This is a genomic window from Clostridia bacterium, assembly GCA_017438525.1.
GTDB lineage: Bacteria > Bacillota > Clostridia > Oscillospirales > RGIG8002 > RGIG8002.
Map to the genome: position 1 here is coordinate 25145 of JAFRVI010000078.1, position 21790 is coordinate 46934.

General features: G+C 55.4%; 20 protein-coding genes. 5 read left to right on the top strand and 15 right to left on the bottom strand.

The window, feature by feature from the left end; genetic code table 11:
- Nucleotides 1-12: 12 nt before the first annotated feature.
- The 7 genes from priA to IJL83_07590 form a co-directional block, all read right to left on the bottom strand.
- Nucleotides 13-2460, bottom strand: coding sequence for a primosomal protein N' (gene priA / locus IJL83_07560; GenBank protein MBQ6553452.1), 2448 nt, complete (start codon nt 2458-2460; stop codon nt 13-15).
- Between the two features lie 13 nt (nt 2461-2473).
- Complete coding sequence (gene rpoZ / locus IJL83_07565; GenBank protein MBQ6553453.1) at nt 2474-2662, bottom strand: DNA-directed RNA polymerase subunit omega; 189 nt, start codon at nt 2660-2662, stop codon at nt 2474-2476.
- A gap of 43 nt (nt 2663-2705) precedes the next feature.
- Nucleotides 2706-3284: a guanylate kinase gene (gmk, locus tag IJL83_07570; GenBank protein MBQ6553454.1), complete on the bottom strand. Its 579-nt coding sequence runs from the start codon at nt 3282-3284 to the stop codon at nt 2706-2708.
- On the bottom strand, nt 3274-3528 hold the full coding sequence (locus IJL83_07575) for a DUF370 domain-containing protein (protein ID MBQ6553455.1): 255 nt from the start codon (nt 3526-3528) through the stop codon (nt 3274-3276). The genes gmk and IJL83_07575 overlap by 11 nt, the downstream gene beginning before the upstream one ends.
- Nucleotides 3529-3543: 15 nt before the next feature.
- Complete coding sequence (locus IJL83_07580; protein ID MBQ6553456.1) at nt 3544-4428, bottom strand: YicC family protein; 885 nt, start codon at nt 4426-4428, stop codon at nt 3544-3546.
- A 177-nt stretch (nt 4429-4605) separates the two neighbouring features.
- Nucleotides 4606-5085: a 23S rRNA (pseudouridine(1915)-N(3))-methyltransferase RlmH gene (gene rlmH, locus IJL83_07585; GenBank protein MBQ6553457.1), complete on the bottom strand. Its 480-nt coding sequence runs from the start codon at nt 5083-5085 to the stop codon at nt 4606-4608.
- Nucleotides 5082-6533 (bottom strand): nicotinate phosphoribosyltransferase, encoded by a 1452-nt coding sequence (locus IJL83_07590; protein ID MBQ6553458.1) that lies wholly within the window; start codon nt 6531-6533, stop codon nt 5082-5084. Before IJL83_07590 ends, rlmH begins: the two co-directional genes overlap by 4 nt.
- 253 nt (nt 6534-6786) lie before the next feature.
- On the opposite strand from IJL83_07590, the gene IJL83_07595 reads away from it, so the two are divergent.
- Both IJL83_07595 and IJL83_07600 read left to right on the top strand, forming a co-directional pair.
- Complete coding sequence (locus IJL83_07595; GenBank protein ID MBQ6553459.1) at nt 6787-7794, top strand: aspartate--ammonia ligase; 1008 nt, start codon at nt 6787-6789, stop codon at nt 7792-7794.
- A gap of 17 nt (nt 7795-7811) precedes the next feature.
- Entirely contained in the window at nt 7812-9911 is a 2100-nt protein-coding gene (locus tag IJL83_07600) for a glutamine synthetase III (protein MBQ6553460.1), read from the top strand.
- Between the two features lie 123 nt (nt 9912-10034).
- Here the strand turns inward: IJL83_07600 and IJL83_07605 are convergent, their stop codons facing one another.
- From IJL83_07605 to IJL83_07615, 3 genes are all read right to left on the bottom strand, one after another.
- Nucleotides 10035-10259, bottom strand: a complete 225-nt coding sequence (locus IJL83_07605; GenBank protein ID MBQ6553461.1) for a hypothetical protein — start codon at nt 10257-10259, stop codon at nt 10035-10037.
- Nucleotides 10260-10776: 517 nt separating this feature from the next.
- Nucleotides 10777-11964, bottom strand: a complete 1188-nt coding sequence (gene spoIVB, locus IJL83_07610) for a SpoIVB peptidase (GenBank protein ID MBQ6553462.1) — start codon at nt 11962-11964, stop codon at nt 10777-10779.
- Between the two features lie 46 nt (nt 11965-12010).
- On the bottom strand, nt 12011-12625 hold the full coding sequence (locus IJL83_07615; GenBank protein MBQ6553463.1) for a formate/nitrite transporter family protein: 615 nt from the start codon (nt 12623-12625) through the stop codon (nt 12011-12013).
- 137 nt (nt 12626-12762) lie between these two features.
- On the opposite strand from IJL83_07615, the gene IJL83_07620 reads away from it, so the two are divergent.
- Nucleotides 12763-13362: a stage II sporulation protein R gene (locus IJL83_07620; protein MBQ6553464.1), complete on the top strand. Its 600-nt coding sequence runs from the start codon at nt 12763-12765 to the stop codon at nt 13360-13362.
- 6 nt (nt 13363-13368) lie between these two features.
- Here the strand turns inward: IJL83_07620 and IJL83_07625 are convergent, their stop codons facing one another.
- Complete coding sequence (locus IJL83_07625; GenBank protein ID MBQ6553465.1) at nt 13369-13869, bottom strand: glucosaminidase domain-containing protein; 501 nt, start codon at nt 13867-13869, stop codon at nt 13369-13371.
- 648 nt (nt 13870-14517) lie between these two features.
- Between IJL83_07625 and IJL83_07630 the strand changes: the two genes are divergently transcribed.
- Together IJL83_07630 and IJL83_07635 are read left to right on the top strand one after the other, a co-directional pair.
- Nucleotides 14518-15372, top strand: a complete 855-nt coding sequence (locus tag IJL83_07630) for a metallophosphoesterase (GenBank protein MBQ6553466.1) — start codon at nt 14518-14520, stop codon at nt 15370-15372.
- 41 nt (nt 15373-15413) lie between these two features.
- Nucleotides 15414-16451, top strand: coding sequence for a hypothetical protein (locus IJL83_07635; GenBank protein ID MBQ6553467.1), 1038 nt, complete (start codon nt 15414-15416; stop codon nt 16449-16451).
- Between the two features lie 303 nt (nt 16452-16754).
- Here the strand turns inward: IJL83_07635 and IJL83_07640 are convergent, their stop codons facing one another.
- The 4 genes from IJL83_07640 to IJL83_07655 form a co-directional block, all read right to left on the bottom strand.
- Complete coding sequence (locus IJL83_07640) at nt 16755-18044, bottom strand: carbohydrate ABC transporter substrate-binding protein (GenBank protein MBQ6553468.1); 1290 nt, start codon at nt 18042-18044, stop codon at nt 16755-16757.
- Complete coding sequence (locus IJL83_07645; protein ID MBQ6553469.1) at nt 18028-20580, bottom strand: response regulator; 2553 nt, start codon at nt 20578-20580, stop codon at nt 18028-18030. Before IJL83_07645 ends, IJL83_07640 begins: the two co-directional genes overlap by 17 nt.
- 70 nt (nt 20581-20650) lie before the next feature.
- Nucleotides 20651-20992: an Hpt domain-containing protein gene (locus tag IJL83_07650; GenBank protein ID MBQ6553470.1), complete on the bottom strand. Its 342-nt coding sequence runs from the start codon at nt 20990-20992 to the stop codon at nt 20651-20653.
- A gap of 25 nt (nt 20993-21017) precedes the next feature.
- Complete coding sequence (locus IJL83_07655; protein ID MBQ6553471.1) at nt 21018-21233, bottom strand: helix-turn-helix transcriptional regulator; 216 nt, start codon at nt 21231-21233, stop codon at nt 21018-21020.
- Nucleotides 21234-21790 lie beyond the last annotated feature (557 nt).

Sequence of the window (21790 nt, forward strand, 5' to 3'; positions counted from 1 at the left end):
TAACGCTTGCTTTTATTCCGGATTTATCTCCGCGGTTACGGATGCGCCGGAAAACTCTCTGTATCTGTTCACCGTTACCAGCAGGTCGCTCAAAAACTCGCGGAAGCGTCTGCCGTCGCGGCATTTGAGCATCAGCCGGAACTTGTAGCGCGAAGAATACTTCGTTATGAGCTCTTTATTCGGCATCATAACGCGCATCGGGAGCTTCGGGTATTTCGTCTTCACCATTTCGCAGACGAGGTCGTAGAGCCGCTGCGAAACGCGTTCGCAGAACTCCTCCCCCGCAGCGCTGACATTCAGCACGCAAACGTCGCAGAACGGCGGATAGAGCATCTGCTTGCGGATGAGTATTTCGTCATCGTAAAACGCCTTGTAGTCCTGCTCGGCGCCGAGTTTAAGTATCGGGTGGTTCGGCGCGTAGGTCTGCACGACCGCTCTTCCCGCTTTGTGCCTGCCCGATCTGCCGATGACTTGCGTCATCATCGAGAAGGTGCGTTCGTCGGCGCGGAAGTCGGTGTCGAACAGCGACGCGTCCGCCGAAAGCACGCCGACAAGCGTTACGTTTTCAAAGTCAAGCCCCTTGGCGACCATCTGTGTGCCGAGGAGCACGTCGTACTCGCCTTTTCCGAAAGCGGAAAGCATATGCGAGTGCGATTCCTTCGACGAGGTCGTGTCCAGATCCATACGAAGCACGCGGACGCCCGGCAGAGCCGCTTCAAGCTCTTCTACGGCCTTCTGCGTGCCCGCGCCGCGGTAATGCACCGTAGGCGTTCCGCACGCCGGACAGATCTCGGTATATTCCTTCGACGCTCCGCAGTAGTGGCACATCAGACGCTTGTTCGCGCTGTGGTAGGTAAGCGGAATGTCGCAGTTGTCGCATTTGAGCGCCTCTCCGCATTCGGAGCAGACGCCGGCGGTGTTGTATCCCCGCCTGTTGAGCAGTATTATGGACTGCTCGCCCTTTTCGGCGTTCGCCTGCAGCTCGCCGAGCAGAAGCCGGCTTATGCAGGTTTTATTGCCGTCCGCCGCTTCGCCGCGCATATCCGCCATATACACGCCGGGGAGCCGGTTGTCGCCGTAGCGTTCATCCAGCTCGAAAAGCGAGTATCTGCCGGTCTTCGCGTGGTAGTAAGACGAGACCGACGGAGTAGCGGACGCGAGCAGAAGCAGCGCGTTGTTTTTCGCCGCCAGGAACTTCGCGACAGATTGCGCGTGGTATCTCGGCGACTGCTCGGAATAGTACGAGGAGACCTGCTCCTCGTCGATGATGATAAGCCCGACGTTTTTCAGCGGCGCGAATACGGCGGAGCGCGTTCCGACGGCGATCTTCGCGGCGCCGGATTCGAGGCGGCGGTATTCGTCCATACGTTCGCCTACGCCGAGAGCCGAATGGATGACCGCCACTATATCGCCGAACGCGGTGCGGAAGCGCCGCACGGCCTGCGGCGTCAGAGTTATCTCGGGGACGAGCATTATCACGTCCCTGCCGTCGGCGACCGCCTTTTTCGCAAGCTCGATATAGATGCCCGTCTTTCCGCTGCCGGTAACTCCGCGCAGCAGCGCGCATTTCGGCTCGTCCGCTTCGTAAAGCGCGACGAGGCCGTCGTAAACCTCGCGCTGTTTTTCGGTGAGCACGAACTTTTCGCCCGATTTCTCGCCTTTTTCGGGCGTACGGTCGACGCGTTCGCGGTAGATCCCGATGATCTCGCGCTTATCGAGTGTTTTCAGCACGCCCTGCGTCACGCCGGTGTAGTAGCAGACGTCTTTCAGCGTCGCCTCGCCGTTTTCAAGCAGGAAGCGGACTACGCTTTTGCCCTGCTCGGTGAGCAGCTTCGTCAGCAGAAGCTCCTCCGCCTCGTCGGGCGAAACGCGCAGGCGGCAGCTGCTTCTTACGGCGTCCGCGCCGAGGCGTTTCGATGCCGTTTCACGGCGGATTATCCCCTCTTCGCAGAGCAAATTCAGCGCCGCGACGTCGTGGAAAACACCCGCCTTCGATACGAAAGCGGCGACGGAAACGGGCTTTTTCGCCGCGGCGATGATGTCGTAGATCGACTTTTCCTCGTCGGTCATGACGTGGTCACCGTCGTACGCCTCGTTTACCGAGTACGCGTCGTAAAGCCGGTAGTTCAAGCCCGCCGGCAGTATGGCGCGGACGGCGTCGAAAAACGTGCAGAAGGTCGTTTCCTTCAAATAGCGCACAAGCTCGAGCTGCGCGTCGGACAGTATCGGTGATGCGTCGAGAAGCGCGGTAAGCGGCTTTATCTTCGTAACGTCGGAAACGTCGGATATCTCCATTATGATACCCTGACGCTTGCCGCTCGATCTGCCGAAAGGCACGATCACGCGGCACCCGACGGCGGCGTTATCCGCTATTTTGGGCGGCACGCGGTAGTCGTACAGCTTATCCATGCCGTACGTCGCGCCGTCGACCGCCACTCTCGCAAACTTCAAGCTGTCCAAGGTTTTCTCCTAATCAGTGCTTGATCTTGGTCTTGCCGTCCGCAAAATCTCTGACGGCGATCATCATGGGGCTTTCTTCGAGGACTTCTTCCTTGTCCTTCGCCTCGCTGGCGATCTCGCGGGCGCGCTTAGCCGCCGCGATAACGATGGAGTACGCGTTGTCGCCGTCCTTCGTCAGTTCGCCGATTGCCGGATGAAGCATCATAGTCTTTTTCCTTCTTTCTTTGAGTGTTGTATTTGACTGATTACTGCTGTTTTTCGTGCGCGGACTCGATGATCCCGCGCAGTTCGGACGCCGCCTGCTCGATGGTGTCATTGACGATGATATGATCGTATCTGTCGGCGTAACCCATCTCGATCTCGGCGCGGGCGAGGCGTTTCTCGATAGCTTCCGGCGTCTCGGTGCCTCTGCCTTCAAGGCGGCGGCGGAGCTCCTCGATGCTCGGCGGCTTGAGGAATATCGTGACAGAGTCCGGATACTGCTTTTTGACCTGCGAAGCGCCGTCGACTTCGATATCGAAAACGACGTCCTTGCCCTTCTTCATTGCGGAAAGCACGGGCTTCAGCGGCGTTCCGTAATAGTTCTCGTTATAGATCGTATGCTCGAGCAGCTGACCCTTTTTGATCATACGCTCGAACTTTTTGCGCGTGACGTAAAAGTAGTCCACGCCCTCCTGCTCGCCGGGACGCGGAGCGCGGGTCGTCGCGGAAACCGAGAACACGCAGTCGTCGCGGCCCTTCATATACTCGCCGAGTATAGTCGTCTTTCCGCAGCCCGAGGGGCCGGAAAAGACTATCAGTAATCCTTTTCTTTTATTCCTCATTCTCTTCTTCCTCCGTCTTTATTCTTGCCGCGATAGTTTCCGGCGCGACCGCCGAAAGCACGCAGTGCTCGGAATCGGTAACGATGACGGACTTTGTGCGTCTGCCGCAGGTGGCGTCGATAAGCAGTCCCTTTTCACGCGCTTCCGCGACGAGCCGCCGCGTCGGCGCCGAGACGCCGCCGAGCACCGCGACCACGCGGTCGGCGGCAAGCATATTGCCGTATCCGACGCTGATGAGCTTCATACGTCTTCCTCCGAATCACTCGATGTTCTGTATCTGCTCCCTGATCTTTTCGATCTCCGCCTTCACGTCGATAACGATTCCCGTTATCTCCATATCGTTGCACTTGGAGCCGATGGTGTTTATCTCTCTGTTCATTTCCTGAACGATGAAGTCGAGCCGCTTGCCGACCGGCTCGCCGCCGGACGCTTTCATCGCGGCGCCGAACTGCGAAATATGACTGCGCAGGCGGACGATCTCTTCCGTGACGTTGGTCTTGTCGGAGAAGACCGCCGCTTCGGTCAGCAGTCTGCCCTCGTCCGGCTGGACGCTCTCGAGCAGTTCTTTTATGCGGCGGGACAGGCGCTCGAAGTATTCGCGGTTGAGCTCCGGTGCGCGCGCTTCTATTCTGTCAACAAAGCCGGAGATAAGCGCGAGGCGTTCGATTATATCCTCCGCCAGCTTGGCGCCTTCGGTGCGGCGCATTTCGTTATAGACGTCCAGCGCCTGCGCCACGACCGCGAACACGTCCGCGGAAAGCGCGTCGGCGTCCTCCTCGGCGTCGTCGACGATGAAGACGTCCGGGAAGCGCGAGACCGCCGTGGCGGAAATGTCGTCGCGCAGGCCGTGCTTCGCGATCATTTCCTTCAGCGCGGAAAGGTAGCTCTCGAGCAGTCCGTCGTTGAGGCGGACGCGGGCGAGCGTTCCTTCGCTCTGGCGCACCGTCAGATACGCTTCTATCTTGCCGCGGGATATGCGCTCGCGCACGAGCTTTTTCAGCGGATCTTCAAGGAAGCCGTAAAGCTTCGGGACCCTGCTGTTGAATTCAAAGTATCTGTGGTTGACGGAGCGGATCTCAAAAACGATCTCGCGTCCGTTTACCGACGCTTCGGCTCTGCCGAAGCCGGTCATGCTCAATACCATTTTTACCGTCTTCCTTCTTTCAGAATCGCCGGAATAATAATCCGGCACAGTAATCCATATTATGAGTAATTAAATTATACCACAACCGTGAGATTTATCAAGTCTTTTCTAATAAAAATATGCAAAAACGCCTCTCCGGCTTCCCGGAAAGGCGTCTGGACAGCGGTTTTATGCAGTTTATTTGTGGTATTTCGCTCCCGCGGAAATCGAGAAGGCGCGGTAGATCTGCTCAAGCAGCATTACGCGGAAAAGCTGATGCGGAAAGGTCATTTTCGACACCGAAAGGCGCATATCAGCGGCGCGCTTGACCTTTTCCGAAAGGCCGTGCGAACTGCCGACAACGAAGGCGATCCTTCCCTTCCCTTCGGAAGAAATACGGTCGAGCGCGCGCGAAAGCTCCTCCGAGCTCATCTGCTCTCCCTCGACGCACATCGCGACGGTATAATGCCCCTCGCACGCTTTGAGTATCGCTTCGCCTTCTTTTTCAAGCGCGGCGGCGATCTGCGCGCCGTTCGGCTTCTCCGGAAGCGTATGCTCCGCAAGCTCCGCGACCGCCGGCTGACAGTATCGCGAGAGCCGCTTGAGGTATTCGGCGCAGGCGGCGGAAAGCCAGCTTTCCTTCAGCTTGCCCACGCAGACGAGCTTGACGCCGATCAAATGTTATACTGCTCCTTCTTCAGAATCGCGTTCTTGATATCCCAGATGCGCTGCGACAGGTCGACGTAGTAGTTATGCGGATTCTCGAAGCGGGTGACCTCGCCCCAGAGGGTATCGATCTGCTCGGCGCAGTACTTCTTGATGCTGTCGATATCGGGCAGCTTGTATACGAGCTTGCCGCCGTCGAAAATGCGCTCGGTGATAAGACGCGCTTTGAAGTTCGTTACGATCATGCGCTTCCATGTGTAATCCGGGTCGAAGATCTCGTAGGGCTGCGTGTCGTCGATCTTTTCGTCGTAAGCGGTAACGACGTCGGCTATCGCCTTGCCGGTATCGCGCTCGTAGAGGCGGTAGACCTTTTTGAAGTAAGGCGTGGTGATCTTCGCGGGGTTTTCGCTGATCTTTATCTTCGGGATTATCTCGCCGTCGTTCTCGACCGCGCAGAGCTTGTAGACGCCGCCGAAAACCGGCTCCGTCTCGCTCGTCACGAGGCGTTCGCCGACGCCGAAGAAGTCTATCTGCGCTCCCTGCACGAGAGTGTCGCGGATGATGCGTTCGTCGAGGGAGTTGCTGACGACGATCTTGCAGTCGGGGTATCCCGCCGCGTCGAGACGCTGGCGGATCTTTTTCGTCAGGTACGCGATGTCGCCGGAGTCGATGCGTATGCCCATCGGGCGCTTGCCCATCGGCGCGAGGACCTCGTCGAACACTTTTATCGCATTCGGAAGGCCGCTCTTCAACACGTTGTAGGTGTCTATAAGCAGGACGCAGGCGTCCGGATAGGTCTCCGCGTAGGCGGCGAAGGCGTCGTATTCGGTGTCGAACATCTGCACCCATGAATGCGCCATCGTGCCGGAGCACGGGATGTTGAACTGCTGGGCGGCCATTACGTTCGAGGTGTTCGCGCAGCCGGCGATGTAGGCGGAGCGCGCGGCGAAGAGCGCGCTGCTCGTGCCGTGGGCGCGGCGCGCGCCGAATTCGCTTACGGCTCTGCCGTCGGCGGCGCGGACGATGCGGTTCGCCTTCGTCGCGATGAGCGACTGGTGGTTAACAAGCAGAAGCAGCGCGGTTTCAAGCAGCTGCGCCTGCGCGACCGGGCCGCGCACCGTTACGAGCGGCTCGCCCGGAAAAACAGGCGTGCCTTCCGGTATCGCCCACACGTCGCAAACGAATTTGAAGTCGCGGAGGTATTCAAGGAACTCCTCGGAGAACATTTTCTGACGGCGCAGGTAGTCTATATCCTCGCCGGTAAAGCGCAGGTTTGAAATGTAATCGACGACGGATTCGAGTCCGGCGCAGACGGCGAAGCCGCCTCCGTCGGGAATGCGGCGGAAAAACGCGTCAAAGTACGCGACCTTTTCGCCGAAGTATTTGAGGTATCCGTTCCCCATCGTCATTTCGTAAAAATCCGTGAGCATGGAGATATTGGGCATTCTTTCGTTATTCATGGAAAACCCTCCCTTTGTTACTATTTTACCCCCTCCGCGTCATAATTGCAAGATATTATTTATCCGACCGGAAAATTGCATAAAAATACGCCTCCGGAGTTGAGAAAAAGGCGCAATACCACGATTCCGCGGCCGCGGAGGAAAAAACTATTGACAAATTACGCGCGCGAACATATAATCCAAAATATACAAATATAATGGCGGATTGTTTTTGAATCGGTCCGCAAACAGAAAACGAAAAGGAGCAACGGATATGAGCAAGATACACATACCGGCGGGATATTCCTCCGCCCTCTCCCTCTACGAAACGCAGACCGCGATCGGTCTCATCAAGAGGGTGTTTCAGGATAATCTCTGCTCCGCGCTGAATCTGAAGCGCGTTTCCGCGCCGCTTTTCGTCGATCCCGCGACAGGACTGAACGACGACCTCAACGGCGTCGAGCGCCCCGTGCTTTTTGATATTCCCGAGACCGGCGGAAACGCCGCCGTCGTCCATTCGCTCGCCAAATGGAAGCGCCTGGCGCTTTACGAATACGGCTTCCCCGCGGGCGAAGGGCTCTGCACCGACATGAACGCCATCCGCCGCGACGAAACGCTGGATAACCTCCACTCCGTCTACACCGACCAGTGGGACTGGGAAAAGGTCATCACGCGCGAAGACAGGAATACCGAATACCTGAAAAAGACGGTCACCGCCGAGGTAGGCGCGATCTGCGACACCCTTGATTTCATCAAGTCGAAATATCCGAGCATCACCGTTTCGCTCGACCGCGAGGTCGCGTTCGTCACCACGCAGGAGCTTGAGGACGCGTATCCCGACATGACCTCAAAGCAGCGCGAAAACGCCTTCCTGCGACAGCATCACACGGCGTTCATCATGCAGATAGGCGACGCGCTCGCTTCCGGAAAGAAGCACGACGGGCGCGCTCCCGACTATGACGACTGGAAGCTGAACGGCGACATCATGTTTTACGACGAGCTGCTCGACTGCGCCCTCGAGATATCCTCGATGGGCATCCGCGTAGACGCCGCCTCGATGGACGAGCAACTGAAAAAGGCGAACGCCGACGAGCGCCGCCGCTTCCCCTTCCACAAAATGGTGCTGAACGGCACTCTGCCGCTGACGATAGGCGGCGGTATCGGACAGTCGCGGCTCTGCATGCTGCTGCTTGAAAAGGCGCACATCGGCGAGGTACAGGTCTCAGTATGGGACGAGGACACCGTCGCCGCCTGCCGCAGGCACGGCGTAAAGCTGCTCTGACGAGAAAGGAAAGAACGATGGATAATTTCACCGATATACCCGAGCTTTTCGGCTGCAAGGTATTCAACGATACGACTATGCGCGAACGTCTGCCGAAGGACGTTTACGACGCGCTGCACGAGGCCGTCGCCGAAGGGCGCGAGCTCGACAAGACCGTTGCCTCCGCTGTCGCCTCCGCGATGAAGGACTGGGCGATCGAGAACGGCGCGACGCATTTCACGCACTGGTTCCAGCCGATGACCGGCGTCACCGCCGAAAAGCACGACAGCTTCATCTCGCCGCGCAACGACGGCGGAGTCATCATGGACTTCTCCGGCAAGGAGCTGCGCCGCGGCGAGCCGGACGCCTCCTGCTTCCCATCCGGCGGACTCCGCGCCACCTTCGAGGCGAGGGGCTACACCGCGTGGGACCCGACTTCATACGCGTTTTTGAAGGACGATTCGCTCTGCATCCCGACCGCGTTCTGCTCTTACGGCGGCGAGATGCTGGATAAGAAAACTCCCCTGCTTCGCACGATGGAGCTTATCAACACGCAGGCGCTGCGCGTGCTCCGGCTTTTCGGCTCGGACGCGAAGCGCGTCACGCCCAACGTCGGCGCCGAGCAGGAATACTTCCTCATCGACAAGGCGCTCGCCGACGAACGCAAGGATCTGAAATTCACCGGCAGAACGCTTTTCGGCGCGATGCCTCCGAAGAGGCAGGAGCTTGAAGACCACTACTTCGGCGCGATACGCCCGAGAGTTATGGAGTTTATGCGCGAGCTGAACCTCGAGCTCTGGAAGCTCGGCGTTTACGCCAAGACCGAGCACAACGAGGCGGCTCCCGCGCAGCACGAGCTCGCGCCCGTCTACGCCTCCGCGAACACCTCCACCGACCACAATCAGCTGACGATGGAGATCATGAAAAAGATCGCCGAGAAGCACGGCATGACCTGCCTGCTCCACGAAAAGCCCTTCGCGGGCGTCAACGGCAGCGGCAAGCACAACAACTGGTCGCTCTCGACCGACACGGGCGTCAACCTTTTCAAGCCCGGCAGCGCGCCTTATGAAAACAAGCAGTTCCTGCTCTTCGTCGCCGCGGTCATCAAGGCGGTGGATATGCATCAGGATCTGCTGCGCGTCACCTCCGCCTCGGCGGGCAACGACCTGCGTCTCGGCGCTACCGAAGCGCCGCCCGCAATCGTTTCCATCTATATCGGCGGCGAGCTGACCGCGATCTTCGACGCGATAGAAAGCGGCGTACCCTACGAGCCCGGCAAAGCCGAGCGCATGAAGACCGGCGTCAACGTGATCCCCGATTTCCGCAAGGATACGATCGACCGCAACCGCACCTCCCCCGTCGCCTTCACCGGCAACAAGTTCGAGTTCCGTATGCCCGGCGCTTCCTTCTCCATCTCCGGCCCGAACATCGTCATCAACACGATAGTCGCCGACGTGCTCGCCGGCTTCGCCGACCGGCTCGAAGGCGCTTCCGATTTCGACGCCGAAGTCGACGCCGTACTCCGCGAGACCTATTCGGCGCACAAGCGCATACTTTTCAACGGCAACAACTACTCCGAGGAGTGGAAAGAGGAAGCGAAAAAGCGCGGGCTGCTCGACCTGCCGACTACCGCCGACGCGCTCCCTTATCTCGCTTCACGGAAGAACGTCGAGCTTTTCACGAAGCACGGCATTTTCACCGAAAAGGAGATACGCTCGCGCTGTGAGATACTGACGGATAACTATTGCAGCGTCAACCTCATCGAAGCGTTCACGATGCTCGATATGGCGAAAAAGGATATCCTCCCCGCCGCCCTCGAGTTCGAGGCGAAGCTCTCCGAGGGGCTCGCGGCGCGCAAAGCCGCGCTGAACGCCGACGTTTCCGCCGACGCGGACGCGAAGCTCGTCGGAAAGATCAACGCGCTCGCGGGAGAGCTTTACGACCGCACAGAAGCGCTCGACTCCGCCGCCGAACGCGTGCGCGGGATCGCCGATTCCGGCGCGAAGGCGAACGCCTGCCGCGACGAACTCATCCCCGCGATGAACGCCGTCCGCAAAGCCGCGGACGAGCTCGAAATGCTCGTCGCCGGCGACTACTGGCCGTTCCCGACATACGGCGACCTGCTTTACAGCGTGTAAAAGGCGCATAATAACAAACGACTCCCGACCGCAAGGCCGGGAGTTTTTTTACCCGAATGATGATATACCGTTCCCGCTGTCCCTCGGAAAGCTCGCGCCCGGTTGAGTCTTCGCGGGAAAAACTTACTCCTTTGTCTCCTCCAGCAGATTCGGCTTCGTTTCGCGCAATATTCTCAAGGCAGCTGAGTAGAGCTCTGCTGGGCTTGATTCGGAATTCGCCTCTATAAAGCGCAGCATCTCGTTCACTTCTTTGTCCGTCGGAAGACTGCCTACTATCCACATTATTCGGGCTTCCGACATTTTCGTACGCGCCAGTTTGCGCGTCAAGGTTATTTCTGCCTGCGTCATATTGTGTCCTCTCACTTTCATCAATTATGCCGTTTATTTGTTTTATCCACGCATAAGCTTACTCCACTCCCTCGTTCAGCCCTCCGTACTGCCGCAGTATCTCCTTCAGCTGCCGAAGTATCTGCTGCTCCGTCGGGTGTTTGTTGCCCTTGTAGTACTCCGCGTGAAGATACTCTTCCATTGCCGCCCTCTTCTCCGAGGTATCCAGCATCGTCATTATCCCAACTGTTGTTTCCTCGTTCAACCCGATACTCTTCATCCAACGAATCAGGTGTTGCTGGCATCGTGTTAATATATGCATCTTTCAATTCCCCCATTTCTTCGTAAGAGCCGGACGCAATCAGGATGAATCCAACATCTTCTTTTGTTGCTTCTATAGGATTATACCGCCCATTAAGTCCGATAAACGGGACTTTCGATAATTCCCGGACAAAAAACACCTCGCAAAAAAGCCCCTTGAACGATCTGTCAAAGGGGCTGTTTGTTTACTTTGCGTTTTTAATTATTATCCTTATTGTCAACCTATCAGGTCGTACATCCTCTCCGCAAAAACGGCGTAGCCGCTGGTGGGATCGTTGACTAAAACGTGAGTTACCGCACCGATGATCTTGCCGTTCTGGATTATCGGGCTGCCGCTCATCCCCTGCACGATGCCGCCGGTAAGTTCAAGCAGCTTTTCGTCGGTTATCTTTATTATCATATTCCTACCACTGCCCTTGTCGTCGTTGACGATGCTCGTTATGCGCACGTCGTATTCCGCCTTGCCGCCGTCTATCGCGGGGGTAATCAGCTTCGCGTCGCCGATCTCGATCTCTTGCTTCAGCGCGATAGGCATTCTATCCCCTTCGACCGCCGCGGTCAGCTTGCCGTAAACTCCGAGCTCGCTGTTGCCGTGAAGCTCGCCGATGACGGTCTCCTGGTCGAAGAAGCCGTAAAGCTCGCCGGGCGAGCCCTTCTCGCCCTTCTTGACACCGCTTATCGTCGTTTTGACGATCTCGCCCTGCGCGGCGGGCATAAGCGCCTCGGTATCGGAATCGTAGATGCCGTGTCCGAGACCGACGAAAAGGCCGGTTTCGGGCTCGTAAAAGCTTATCGTGCCTATTCCTGCCGCGCTGTCGCGCACCCAGATACCGAGCTTGTATTTGCCGTCGTCGGCGGAAAGCGCGGGAGTCAGCGTTACGGTCTTCTTCACGTCGCCGCGCTCAAGGACGAGCGTCGCTTCCGCGCCGCCGGAGGCGTTTATCAGCGACGTGACATCGCTGTTTTTCGTCAGGCGCACGCCGTTGACGCTTTTGAGCAGGTCGCCCTTTTCAATTCCGGCGTCGCGGGCGGGGTTTTCGGTCCCCCGCTCCGTGTTTATGTCGCTGAAGCCGACGACGATGAGCCCGTTGGTATACATCTTCAGCCCGAAGGCCTCGCCGCCGATAACGACGGAGTTCTCCGCGACCGTTCTCAGCTTTACCGTTTTAAGCGGAATGAAGCCGAAGAGCCGCGCGGTACCCTTGAAGCTGCCGTCGCCCGCGGAGGTCTGCGCCGCGCCGCCGTTCGCCCGCACCGTAACGGACGCGCCCGCGAGGGTGAACTCCTGTCTGTCCTTGACGTAATACTCGTCTGCGACCCTGCTGCGCGCATAAAACCATGCTCCCGCAAGCCCTCCTAAAATAAAGAGCGCGACGAGAAGTATTACGAGCGTTTTCTTTATCAATCAAATCACCTCTACGGGTATTCTGCCCGAACGGACGTGATTTATTTTACCGGAACTTCTTGAAAAACGCGATTATGACCGAGCCGACGGCGTTGCCGGCGGTCACGATGAGCACGTATACGGCGGCGTCGAGTGACCACGCGTTCGCCGCGGAAATGTAATACATATCCGCGATGCAGTGGTTGAAGCCCGCGACGATGAAGACGGCGATAGGCAGAATGACCGCGACGGTCTTCATAAATCCGCTCTCGACCGTTTTGAAGGTGTCGACCGCGAGGAACATCAGCATTCCGCAGAATATCGCCAGCAGGAAGGTGCTGTACCACGCGTCGCCGAGCTTCGCTTCGACGGAGGCGGTCACCGCTTCGCTCATCTTTTCGAACATACGCGTCGCTCGGATGGCGTAACCCGCGAGAAGCGCGCCGCAGAGGTTGCCTATCCATATCTGCGCCAGTGTTTTCCACGTGGACTTATCCTCCACGACGTAGCCGATCTTGCCGGTGAAAAGGTTGAATTTCCAGACGCAGACCATAAACAGTCCGAGCGCGAACATGAACGCGCCGAGAAGCTTATTCGGGCAAATCATATACACGGTGCCGCCGATGCTTATCATAAGCCCCGCCGCGATCGCCTGAACGAATGTTTTCGCTTGTTTCAGCATAACGCATCACCCTTCGTTTCATATTTTTGAATAATTGAATATTAGCATACTTTGGGAAAACTTGCAAGCGTTTCCGCATAAATCGCGCGCATTTGGCAAATACTCCCTTTGAACGCCTAAGAAAAGGAATGATGAAAATGACAAAAACCAGATGGGCCGTGATACTTACCGTTATACTGCTGCTTATATCCGCCTTCGCCGCCGACGTCTCCGTCTTCGCGCGGGACTGCGAACAGCTGCGCGGCGACGTGCTGCGCCTGCACGTTATCGCGAACTCCGACTCCGAAGCCGACCAGGCGGTCAAGCTGGAGGTGCGCGACCTGCTGCTCGAAGAAACGAAAAGCCGCGTCGGAGACGCGGCTGATAAGGGCGATGCGGAGATATATTTCAGAGAAAACGCGGCTGAATTGACCGAAAAGGTCAACACGTTCCTTGCGGAAAAGGGCTTCGACTACGGCGCGGAGATTTCACTCTCGCGCTCCTACTTCGACACGCGCGAATATGACGGCAACACGCTGCCGTCCGGCGATTACGACGCGCTGAAGGTCGTGCTCGGCGAGGGAGAAGGCAAAAACTGGTGGTGCGTTATGTTCCCGCCGCTTTGCGTTTCGGCGGCGAAAGGAAACGAGCTGCCCGCGCGCGATTACAAACTTATGCAGAGCGGGAACGAAACTGGTTACAAGATCAAGCTGAAAATCGTCGAGTGGTTCCGGTTTTTGAAAAACCTATTCAGCTGACGGCGGTTATTCTCCCGACGCTTTTTTGTAAGAAGCGAGTATTTTTGCGGCGTATTCCTTATCCGCCGCCCAGTTGCCTCCGCCGAGGTCGTTCCAGTTCGGCGCGCAGCCGCGCGTCACGAGATTAAAGCGCGGATCGATCTTCGCCGTTCCGGACGGGAGCGGCGATTTGCAGGCGTAGGCGTAGAGGTGCTGTATCTGCGCTTCCACGCCGAGCGCGGCGGTATCGAAGCGGCACAGCGTGTTGTTTTCGCTTATGTATCCGGTTACGCCGAGGCCGCAGAAGTTGTTATCCGACGGAACGACGTAATACCCCTCCGGGCGCGGGCCGTTTTTATAAACCCATTCGCCGCCCTCGTATACGTGGTATCCGTTCGGGCGGTTGAATCTGAACCAGCCGGTCTCGATTATCGCCTGCAGATACGCTATATCGCCGCGCACGCCGTATTTCGCGCCGATTGAGAGGTAGTATCCGATGAGCTCGTCGAGCGAACAGGTCAGCCGCATTTCGCTATTATGCGCGTCGGAGTATGCGAGAAGCTGCGATTTCGTCAGCACCGACCTGCCGAGTATCGCGATTTCGCCGGTTTGGTCTTCGGATGAAGACGGTGCGGACGAACCCGAATATGCGTCCGCCGAGCTTGATACGGAGCTTGAACTTGACTTTGAAGAGGAGGTCGAACTCGACTTCGTGGAAGATGAGCTTCCCGCAGACGACGGCGCGCTTTCGGAAGCGGCGGTCGAACCGGAGCCGCTTTCGCTTCCCGATCCGCTGTCTTCGGAAAATTCCGCCGCCGCGTTGGCTTCCTTCAGGTTGAAGGAAAAGTACCCGCTGCTCCTCGCGCTGCTGCTAACGCGGGCGTTCGCCGCAACGATCTGCCGTATCTTCCCGTAGTCGGCGACGTAATCGTTTTCCGAGAAAGTGAAGAAGGTCAATACTGCCACGCCGAAAAACAGCGCCGCCATTACGCCGGTGATTATTTTAAGCATACGCTTCGTCTTCGCTTCCAAACCGTCGCCTCCCTCTCTCTTTCGACATAATATAACACAAAATCGCGCGGTTGTCAAAGTTATTATCTTCCTGAAACACTTTGCGGCGCAGGTATGAGAAAATCGGGGGTTGTATTAAGCGCGTTTTTATCGTATAATTGACGTATGGTCATTTACGTTTTGATTGCGGTCGCGGCCGTTTTTCTCGCCGCGGCGCTGATCTCCACCTTTACGCTCCGAACGACGCGGATGGAGATCCCGATCCGGAACCTGCCGGACGAATTCGACGGCTTCAAGCTCGTCCACATATCCGACCTGCACAACGCCTCCTTTGGAAAAAGCAACGGGCGGCTTATTTCGCGTATAAAGAATTGCAAACCCGACTGCGTGCTTATGACCGGAGATTTCGCCGGCGGCGTTTCGTTCGAGCATCCGGAAAAAGGCGCCGCGCACAAGCTATGGCTCGGACTGAAACCCCTGCCCGTCTACGTTTCGCTCGGCAACCACGAGCTGCGGCTCGTTTATCGCCATAACGACCTGCTCGAAAAGCAGCGCGCCGATCTGCGCAAGACCGGCTGCGTACTGCTCGACAACTCCGCCCGACGCATCGAAAGGAACGGCGCGCACGTCAATCTTTTCGGCCTCTCGCTCGAAGGCGCGAGGCATAAAGGCGTGCACCCGTTCCGCATTCCCGACGGCGCGTTCGAAGGGCCGCTGAAGCCGGTCGACGGCGAAGTTAATATACTTATGGCGCACGTCCCGCAGTTTTTCCCGCAGTACGCCGACGCCGGATACGACCTCGTTTTAAGCGGGCATATACACGGCGGCATCGTGCGCATTCCCGGGCTCGGCGGCGTATTTTCTCCGACACGGCGGCTTTTCCCCGAATACTGCTACGGTCTGTATGAACGCGGAAAGACGAAGATGTTCGTGACCGCGGGGCTCGGACGCGCGCTGATACCGCTCCGTTTCCTCTGCCGTCCGGAAGTTGCGGAAATAGTCTTGAAAAAAGAGCGGTAACGGTGTATAATCAATTTATCAATTCATAGGCGGATGATATCGTGAAAGCAAAAACCGTTTTGATTTTCATATTGATCCTGCTGCTCGCCTGCATTCCCTGCCTCGTTTCTCTGGCGGAGGGCGATTCGGAGAGTTCCCCCGACGCGCCCGATTCTTCCGTGAGCACGGAGATCGAGGCCTCGAGCAGCGACGAGCAGGAATCCGAGAGTTCAGCTCCTGACGGCGACGGTGATTCCGACAGCTCCGAATCCGACGAGTCGGACTCCTCGACGCGAAGCAAAAGCAGCGACAAGCCGGAATCAAGCTCTTCCGGTTCCCGTTTCAGCGGCGATCCGGTGCAGGGCAAGACGCCGAAGTTCGCCGACCTCAAACTCGGCGACGGCGATCCCGACGACGGAAAGGATTTCAAACTCGAGCCCGAGGAAAACGACGGGTATTACGAAGTCACCATCCGCAACACCGAGGCCAAGGGCATGAAGGGCAACGACAACTTCCGCATCGCTTTCGACGGATGCGACGTTTGGGTGCCGATCGAGATACCCGCCTCCTGCGTCGAGGACGACCACATCAACTCAAAGCTCATCGTTTCTTACGGTCCGGTCAACGGGACCGTGATGGACAAGGTCAGCTCCTCGGTGCAGTCCACCCACATACTGCAGACCTTCACCCTCGCGATGACCGCCTACAACGTCAAGGGACAGCCGAAAGATCTGAACACCTTCGACGGCAAGATGAAGTTCGTTTACGGCGTAAACGCCGCCTGCGTCAATCAATTCAAGCGCGACGGCAAGCTTGCGCTGATGGTGTATAACACCGAAACGCGTTCGCTCGACTCCGTCGAGTACTCGCTCGATGAAGGCAAGAGCGAGATCACGGTCTACTCCTCCGCCTCCGGCAGTTTCTTCCTCATCAATTCCGCCGCGATAGATACCTCTACGTCAATAAAGCTGAATTCCAACGCGCCGTTTTTGAAGGTAGCGCTGATCACCGGCGCGCTCATGTCCATCGGTGCTTCGATCGCGCTCATCGTCCTGATCGTGATAAAGAACAGGAAGAACAGATTCGCCAAAGCGGAATAACAGACGGCCACGTCAGGAATAAAACTCCATAACAAACTCCCCCACACTTTTGGGCGTACAGATAAGGGATACACCGGTCTTAAAACGGATCTTTTGCTTCGAACGAGACGTTCATCGTTCAGGCAAAACAACAAAACAGCGGTCATACTTGACGTATGGCCGCTGTTTTTTGTGAAGTTTGAGTGGGAAACAGCCGTTCAAAACCCGACTTATCCCTTATCTGCACGCCCTTTGATATGCGGGCGCCGTTATGGTATCGGGACTTTTTATGCGTCTGTTGAATAGTAACGGTTACTCTTTCACTCATTCCAGACTCCCGTATTTTGCCACGGCTTCATCGATTGTCAAGGTCCCCCTTCCGACCCGATAAGAAGCGAGACGTACCTGAACGGCGAGCGTATCCTCGATTCCGAGCGCGGTCGGTGAAACGATAAGGTCCGACGCGACATCATCGAGGGGGGCGTACACCTTGTCGAAGGACAGATCGTTTAACGGAGCGATCAGACGTTTTACGGACGCCATCTGATTCAATTCCGTTTTTGAGATGATAAAACGCATGAATTCATTCGTCATATCCAGATTGTCGCAGGAACTGTTGACGGAAAACTGAACGGAAGGAGTGTCAAGGAAATACCCGCCCTTGTCAGTCGTCGGGATCGGAGCGAAGGTATAGGAAAACGGATGCGCGATAAAAGCTTCCAATTGACTTTCGCGTTTGCCCGTCCCCGATACCGTATCGGCCGTGCAGATCATCATCGGAACATCCCCCTCAAAGAAGCGCATGATAACCTCGGCATAGTTATCGCTTATCTCGTCGCATTTTTCCAGATTGACGCATCCTTTATCGATCAGCTGAGAGAGCACTTCGAGAGCCGGACGCATATATTCACCCGCCGCGGGATCGCATTCATTTGCAGGAGCTACCATCTCCGGATGCTCGGCCAGCGTTCCCGCAAAACCCAGGTAAACGACCGTATTCATAAAACAGCTGGATGGCTTTTCGCTGTACCCCATCATTGGGCTTTCGTATCCTTTTTCACGGAACGACGCGCAAACGTCGATAAGTTCCCGCAAAGTCACGGGCACTTTAAGCCCTTCTTTTTCAAAAAGATCGTTGTTGATCAGCATCCCGTAGGAAGTGGAAAAGATCGGAACAGTAAGCACGCGCCCCTGTGAGTCACGGTTGAGCAGGCCGGGACGGATGCAGTCCAGATCCAGTCCGAGAGTATCGTCGGCAAGATTTTCCATATGGGCGAAAACCTCGTCATAAGCGGGGTTGCCGGTCATCCAGCTGAACGAAAAGAAAATGTTCGGCGCGTCGTTTCCTTCCAGAACGGTTGCGAGCGAGTTTTCGTAGTCGTCGAGTTTCGTGTAGCTCATTTCAACGTTTGGGTAATACTCGTTGAAACGGTCGAATTCCGCTTCAAGCGCCTCGAAGTTGCCGTAAGAGCCGGCTACATTGATCTTGCACTCGGCGGCTTTGTCCAGTTTGGGTTCAAAACCCTTTTGTTCCGCCTGCTGATTCGCGGAACTGCAGGCGGCCGAGCCGAGAATCATTAACGCCGCCAGAATTATGTTAAAGATTCTTTTCATTTTTGTTTTTCCCTTCTTTAATCTTTCGGATTTCTTTGATTACAAGTTTGACGTCCACGGGCTTGGCGATATGTCCGTCCATTCCCGCGTTCAGACATTCGGTGACGTTTTCTGAAAACGCGTCCGCCGTCATCGCGATAATGGGGATCGACGCGGCCCACGGATCCTCCAGCTTGCGGATCGCCCTCGTGGCGTCAAGTCCGTTCATTTCCGGCATCTGCACGTCCATAAAGATCAGCGTATAGAGCCCTTCCTCCGCCTCTCTCATCATGTCGACGCAAACGCGGCCGTTTTCCGCACGATCCGCGGTAATGCCGAACATACCGAGCATCGCCTTTATGATCTCCCAGTTGATGTCGTTATCCTCTGCCACAAGGATATGTACTCCTTCAAGGTCCGAATAGTCGTCTTCCGGCTCGACGGATTTGATTTCCTTTCCGAGCAGCTGGCTGATCTTGTCATAAAGCGTGGAGCGGAAAAGCGGCTTGCTGACGAAGCCGTTGGCTCCCGCCTTCTTCGCCTCTTCTTCGACTTCTGACCTGTCGTATGCGGATATCAGCAGGATTGGGATATTTTCGTCTATTTCCGAGCGGATTTTGCGTACCGTTTCGATGCCGTTTATATCCGGCATCTTCCAGTCGAGTATGATAACGTCGTAGTTCCGCCCTTCATTACGGCGTTTCGAAACCATACTGAGCGCCTCCGCGCCGCTCTTCGCGCATTCCGCCGCGGCGCCCATGGATTCGAGCGTGTCCGCGGCCGTTTTGAGAAGCACTTCGTCGTCGTCGACGACAAGAACGTCGATCGAATCGAGCATCATATCGTCTCTTTGTCTGTCGGATACGGGAATATCTATGACGACGGTAAACGTCGTCCCTTTGCCTTCTTCGCTCCGGCATTCGATCGTTCCGCCCATCAGGTCGACCATCTTTTTGGTAATCGCAAGACCGAGTCCCGTCCCCTGGATACTGTTCACGCGGCTGTCCGTCTGACGCGAAAACGGCTGGAACATCCTTTCCATAAATTCCGGAGTCATGCCGATTCCGGTATCGGAAACCCGATATGTCAACTTCACGCAGCCGGAGACGGAGCTTTCCTCTTCCTTCATATCCACGCTGACGCTGCCGCCGGGCTCGGTGTATTTGACGGCGTTGGAAAGGATATTGATATAGATCTGATTCAGTCTGAGCTGATCGGCGTACAGATACTCTTTTTCCATGCGGTTGACGCGGAAGTTGAAATCTATGTTTTTCTCTTTCACCATCGGCTGAGACAGGTTGACGAGATTCTCGACCGTTTCAACTACGGAAAACGTCACAGGCGACAGATTCAATTTCCCGCTTTCCACCTTCGAGATATCCAGAATATCGTTGATCAGCGTCAGCAAGTGGTTGCCGGCAAGACCGATCTTGCGAAGACTTTCTCCCGTCGCTTCGGTATCTCCGAGATTCTTTTGCGCGATCGTCGTCAGACCGATGATGGCATTCATCGGAGTCCGGATATCGTGAGACATTGCGGAAAGAAAATCGGTTTTCGCTTTATTGGCGGAATCCGCTTCCATTGCCGCCTTTCGCAGTTTTTTATTGAAATATTGAACGAACAGCAGATCTATAACGAACAATACCAGCAGACCGGCTGAAACAACTCCGATCAGAAGCCAGTTCTGCGTATTTACGTTCAGATCCGACTCCGGAATAAGACTCAGCAAGGCCCACTCGACCGATTTCGCGATCGGAGTATAGGCAAGCAGCATTTTTTCTCCCCGGGAGTTAAGAATCGCAATGGAGCCCGTGGCGGACGTTATTTCGGCGTGAAGACTTTCAAGAAGAGCCGGATCCGAGGGGTTATACGACTTATAGAACTCAAAAAAGTTTGAGTTCTTGAACGTTTTGCTTTTTATGGTATAATCGCCGTCGAAATCGATCATGGCTATTTCCGCATTCTCGAATTCTTCCTGCGGGAATATCCACTTCTGCTCCAGCTCGGATATGGGCAGCACACGAAGCAGAACGGCCTCTTTACCGATACCGTCGTCGGAATCGCGGAGCATTATCTTGTTGCAGAAAGCGAGAGACTGTTCGCCGTTCATCGGATTCGTATAGGCGCGAGAAATATTTATGGATTCGCCGATGTCCGATATCCACGACGTAGCGTCCAGAAAATCTATATTCTTATAAGACACTTCGTAGTCGTCATCGTTGCCCGGACGAGATCGCGTTGATACGCCCGTTTTGCTGTCAAGATAGATCAGATGAGCGGACGCATTCGGCAGCACGTGAGAAATACGGATAAAAGCAGCGGCTTCTTCCATGGACATTTCCCTGCTGTTGATATACCGCGCCCATACGTCGCAAATACGCTGTTCGCCTTCCAGATAGTTTTCGGTGACACGCTCCATAGCGACGGTGGAGTTTTCAAATTGTTCGGTTTGCCTTTGCAGATTGCTCTTGCTGTCAAATATGGTATAAACCGCGACAAAGGCAAGGATCGCGACCATAATCAGGACGTTGATTACGATTATTCCCGTTCTTTTCATAACTTTTAACCGCCTTTGATAATCACCGCGATATAAAGAAACGCTATAAACCGTTTCTCCATCTCGGCTCTCATTTCACAAGTTCTGTAAGCTCGTTTGTTTTCAAAACGATCTGATTATGCAGTTTATCGTAATCTCCCGGCGTTTTATTGCGAAGCAGTTCGGTGAGTTCGCATATCGGATCGAATATCGGTACCAGCGCCAGATTGCCGACGGCGCCCTTCAGCTTGTGGGCGACATTAAAAGCGCGGTCGAGATCCCCATCCTTCAGCGCTTCGCCGAGCATGTCCGTCCGGAGCTCGTCAACGCACATTCCGACGAGCCGCAGATAAAGCGCTTCGTTGTTTCCGCAGCGCGGGAGAGCTTTTTCAACCTCGGCGCCGAAATCCTTCAACTTCTCTATTGTAAGCATAATCGCAAACCTCCGTATTTCATAATCACACACGCTTTTCGTCAGGGATGAATTCCATTATATCATCCGCCTTAACGCCCAGCGCGTTGCATATTTTTCCGATCACGTCCGTTGTCACGGCTTCCCCTTTTCCCAGCTTGTAGATTTGATACTGAGTCAACTGCGCCTTCTCTTTGAGATCTTTCTTTTTCAAGTTTCGATCCAAAAGAATATGCCACAGTTTCTTATAGCTTGTAGCCATTCCGATTCCTCCGATATACATTTAAATCTAATTATTCTTTATTATATAGCGAGAATTTGAATATTTCAATACTAAAATCGAAATTTCAAATTAAGTATTTCCATTCCGATACTAAGAATCAGTTATTTTTTGATACCGACAGACCCGTTGAAAAATAAAAATACCTGTCGGAAGCGATTTCCAAGCCGTTAAAAGTGAGCGCCGTCGCCCGATCAAACGCACCCGGTTATACTCTATCTGCTTTTTATAAAGTCAACATGATCGAAAAAGTCCGTGTATCCGAAAAACGCATAACAAGGCATAGGAAAAACCCGTCTGTTCAACGAACAGACGGGTTTTTCGCCTTGCGGCGGTGGTGGACCTGAAGGGATTCGAACCCACGACCTCTCGGATGCGAACCGAACGCTCTCCCGGGCGGCATCTTTACACACCCCCAAAAACGCCCTGCTTCTGATTCGATTATACTCACGCATTTTCTTTTGTCAATTCGTATTTTGTAAACTATTTACCCCTCGTGCCTTTCACATATTCGTCTTTTTCTTTGAATTACGCTACAA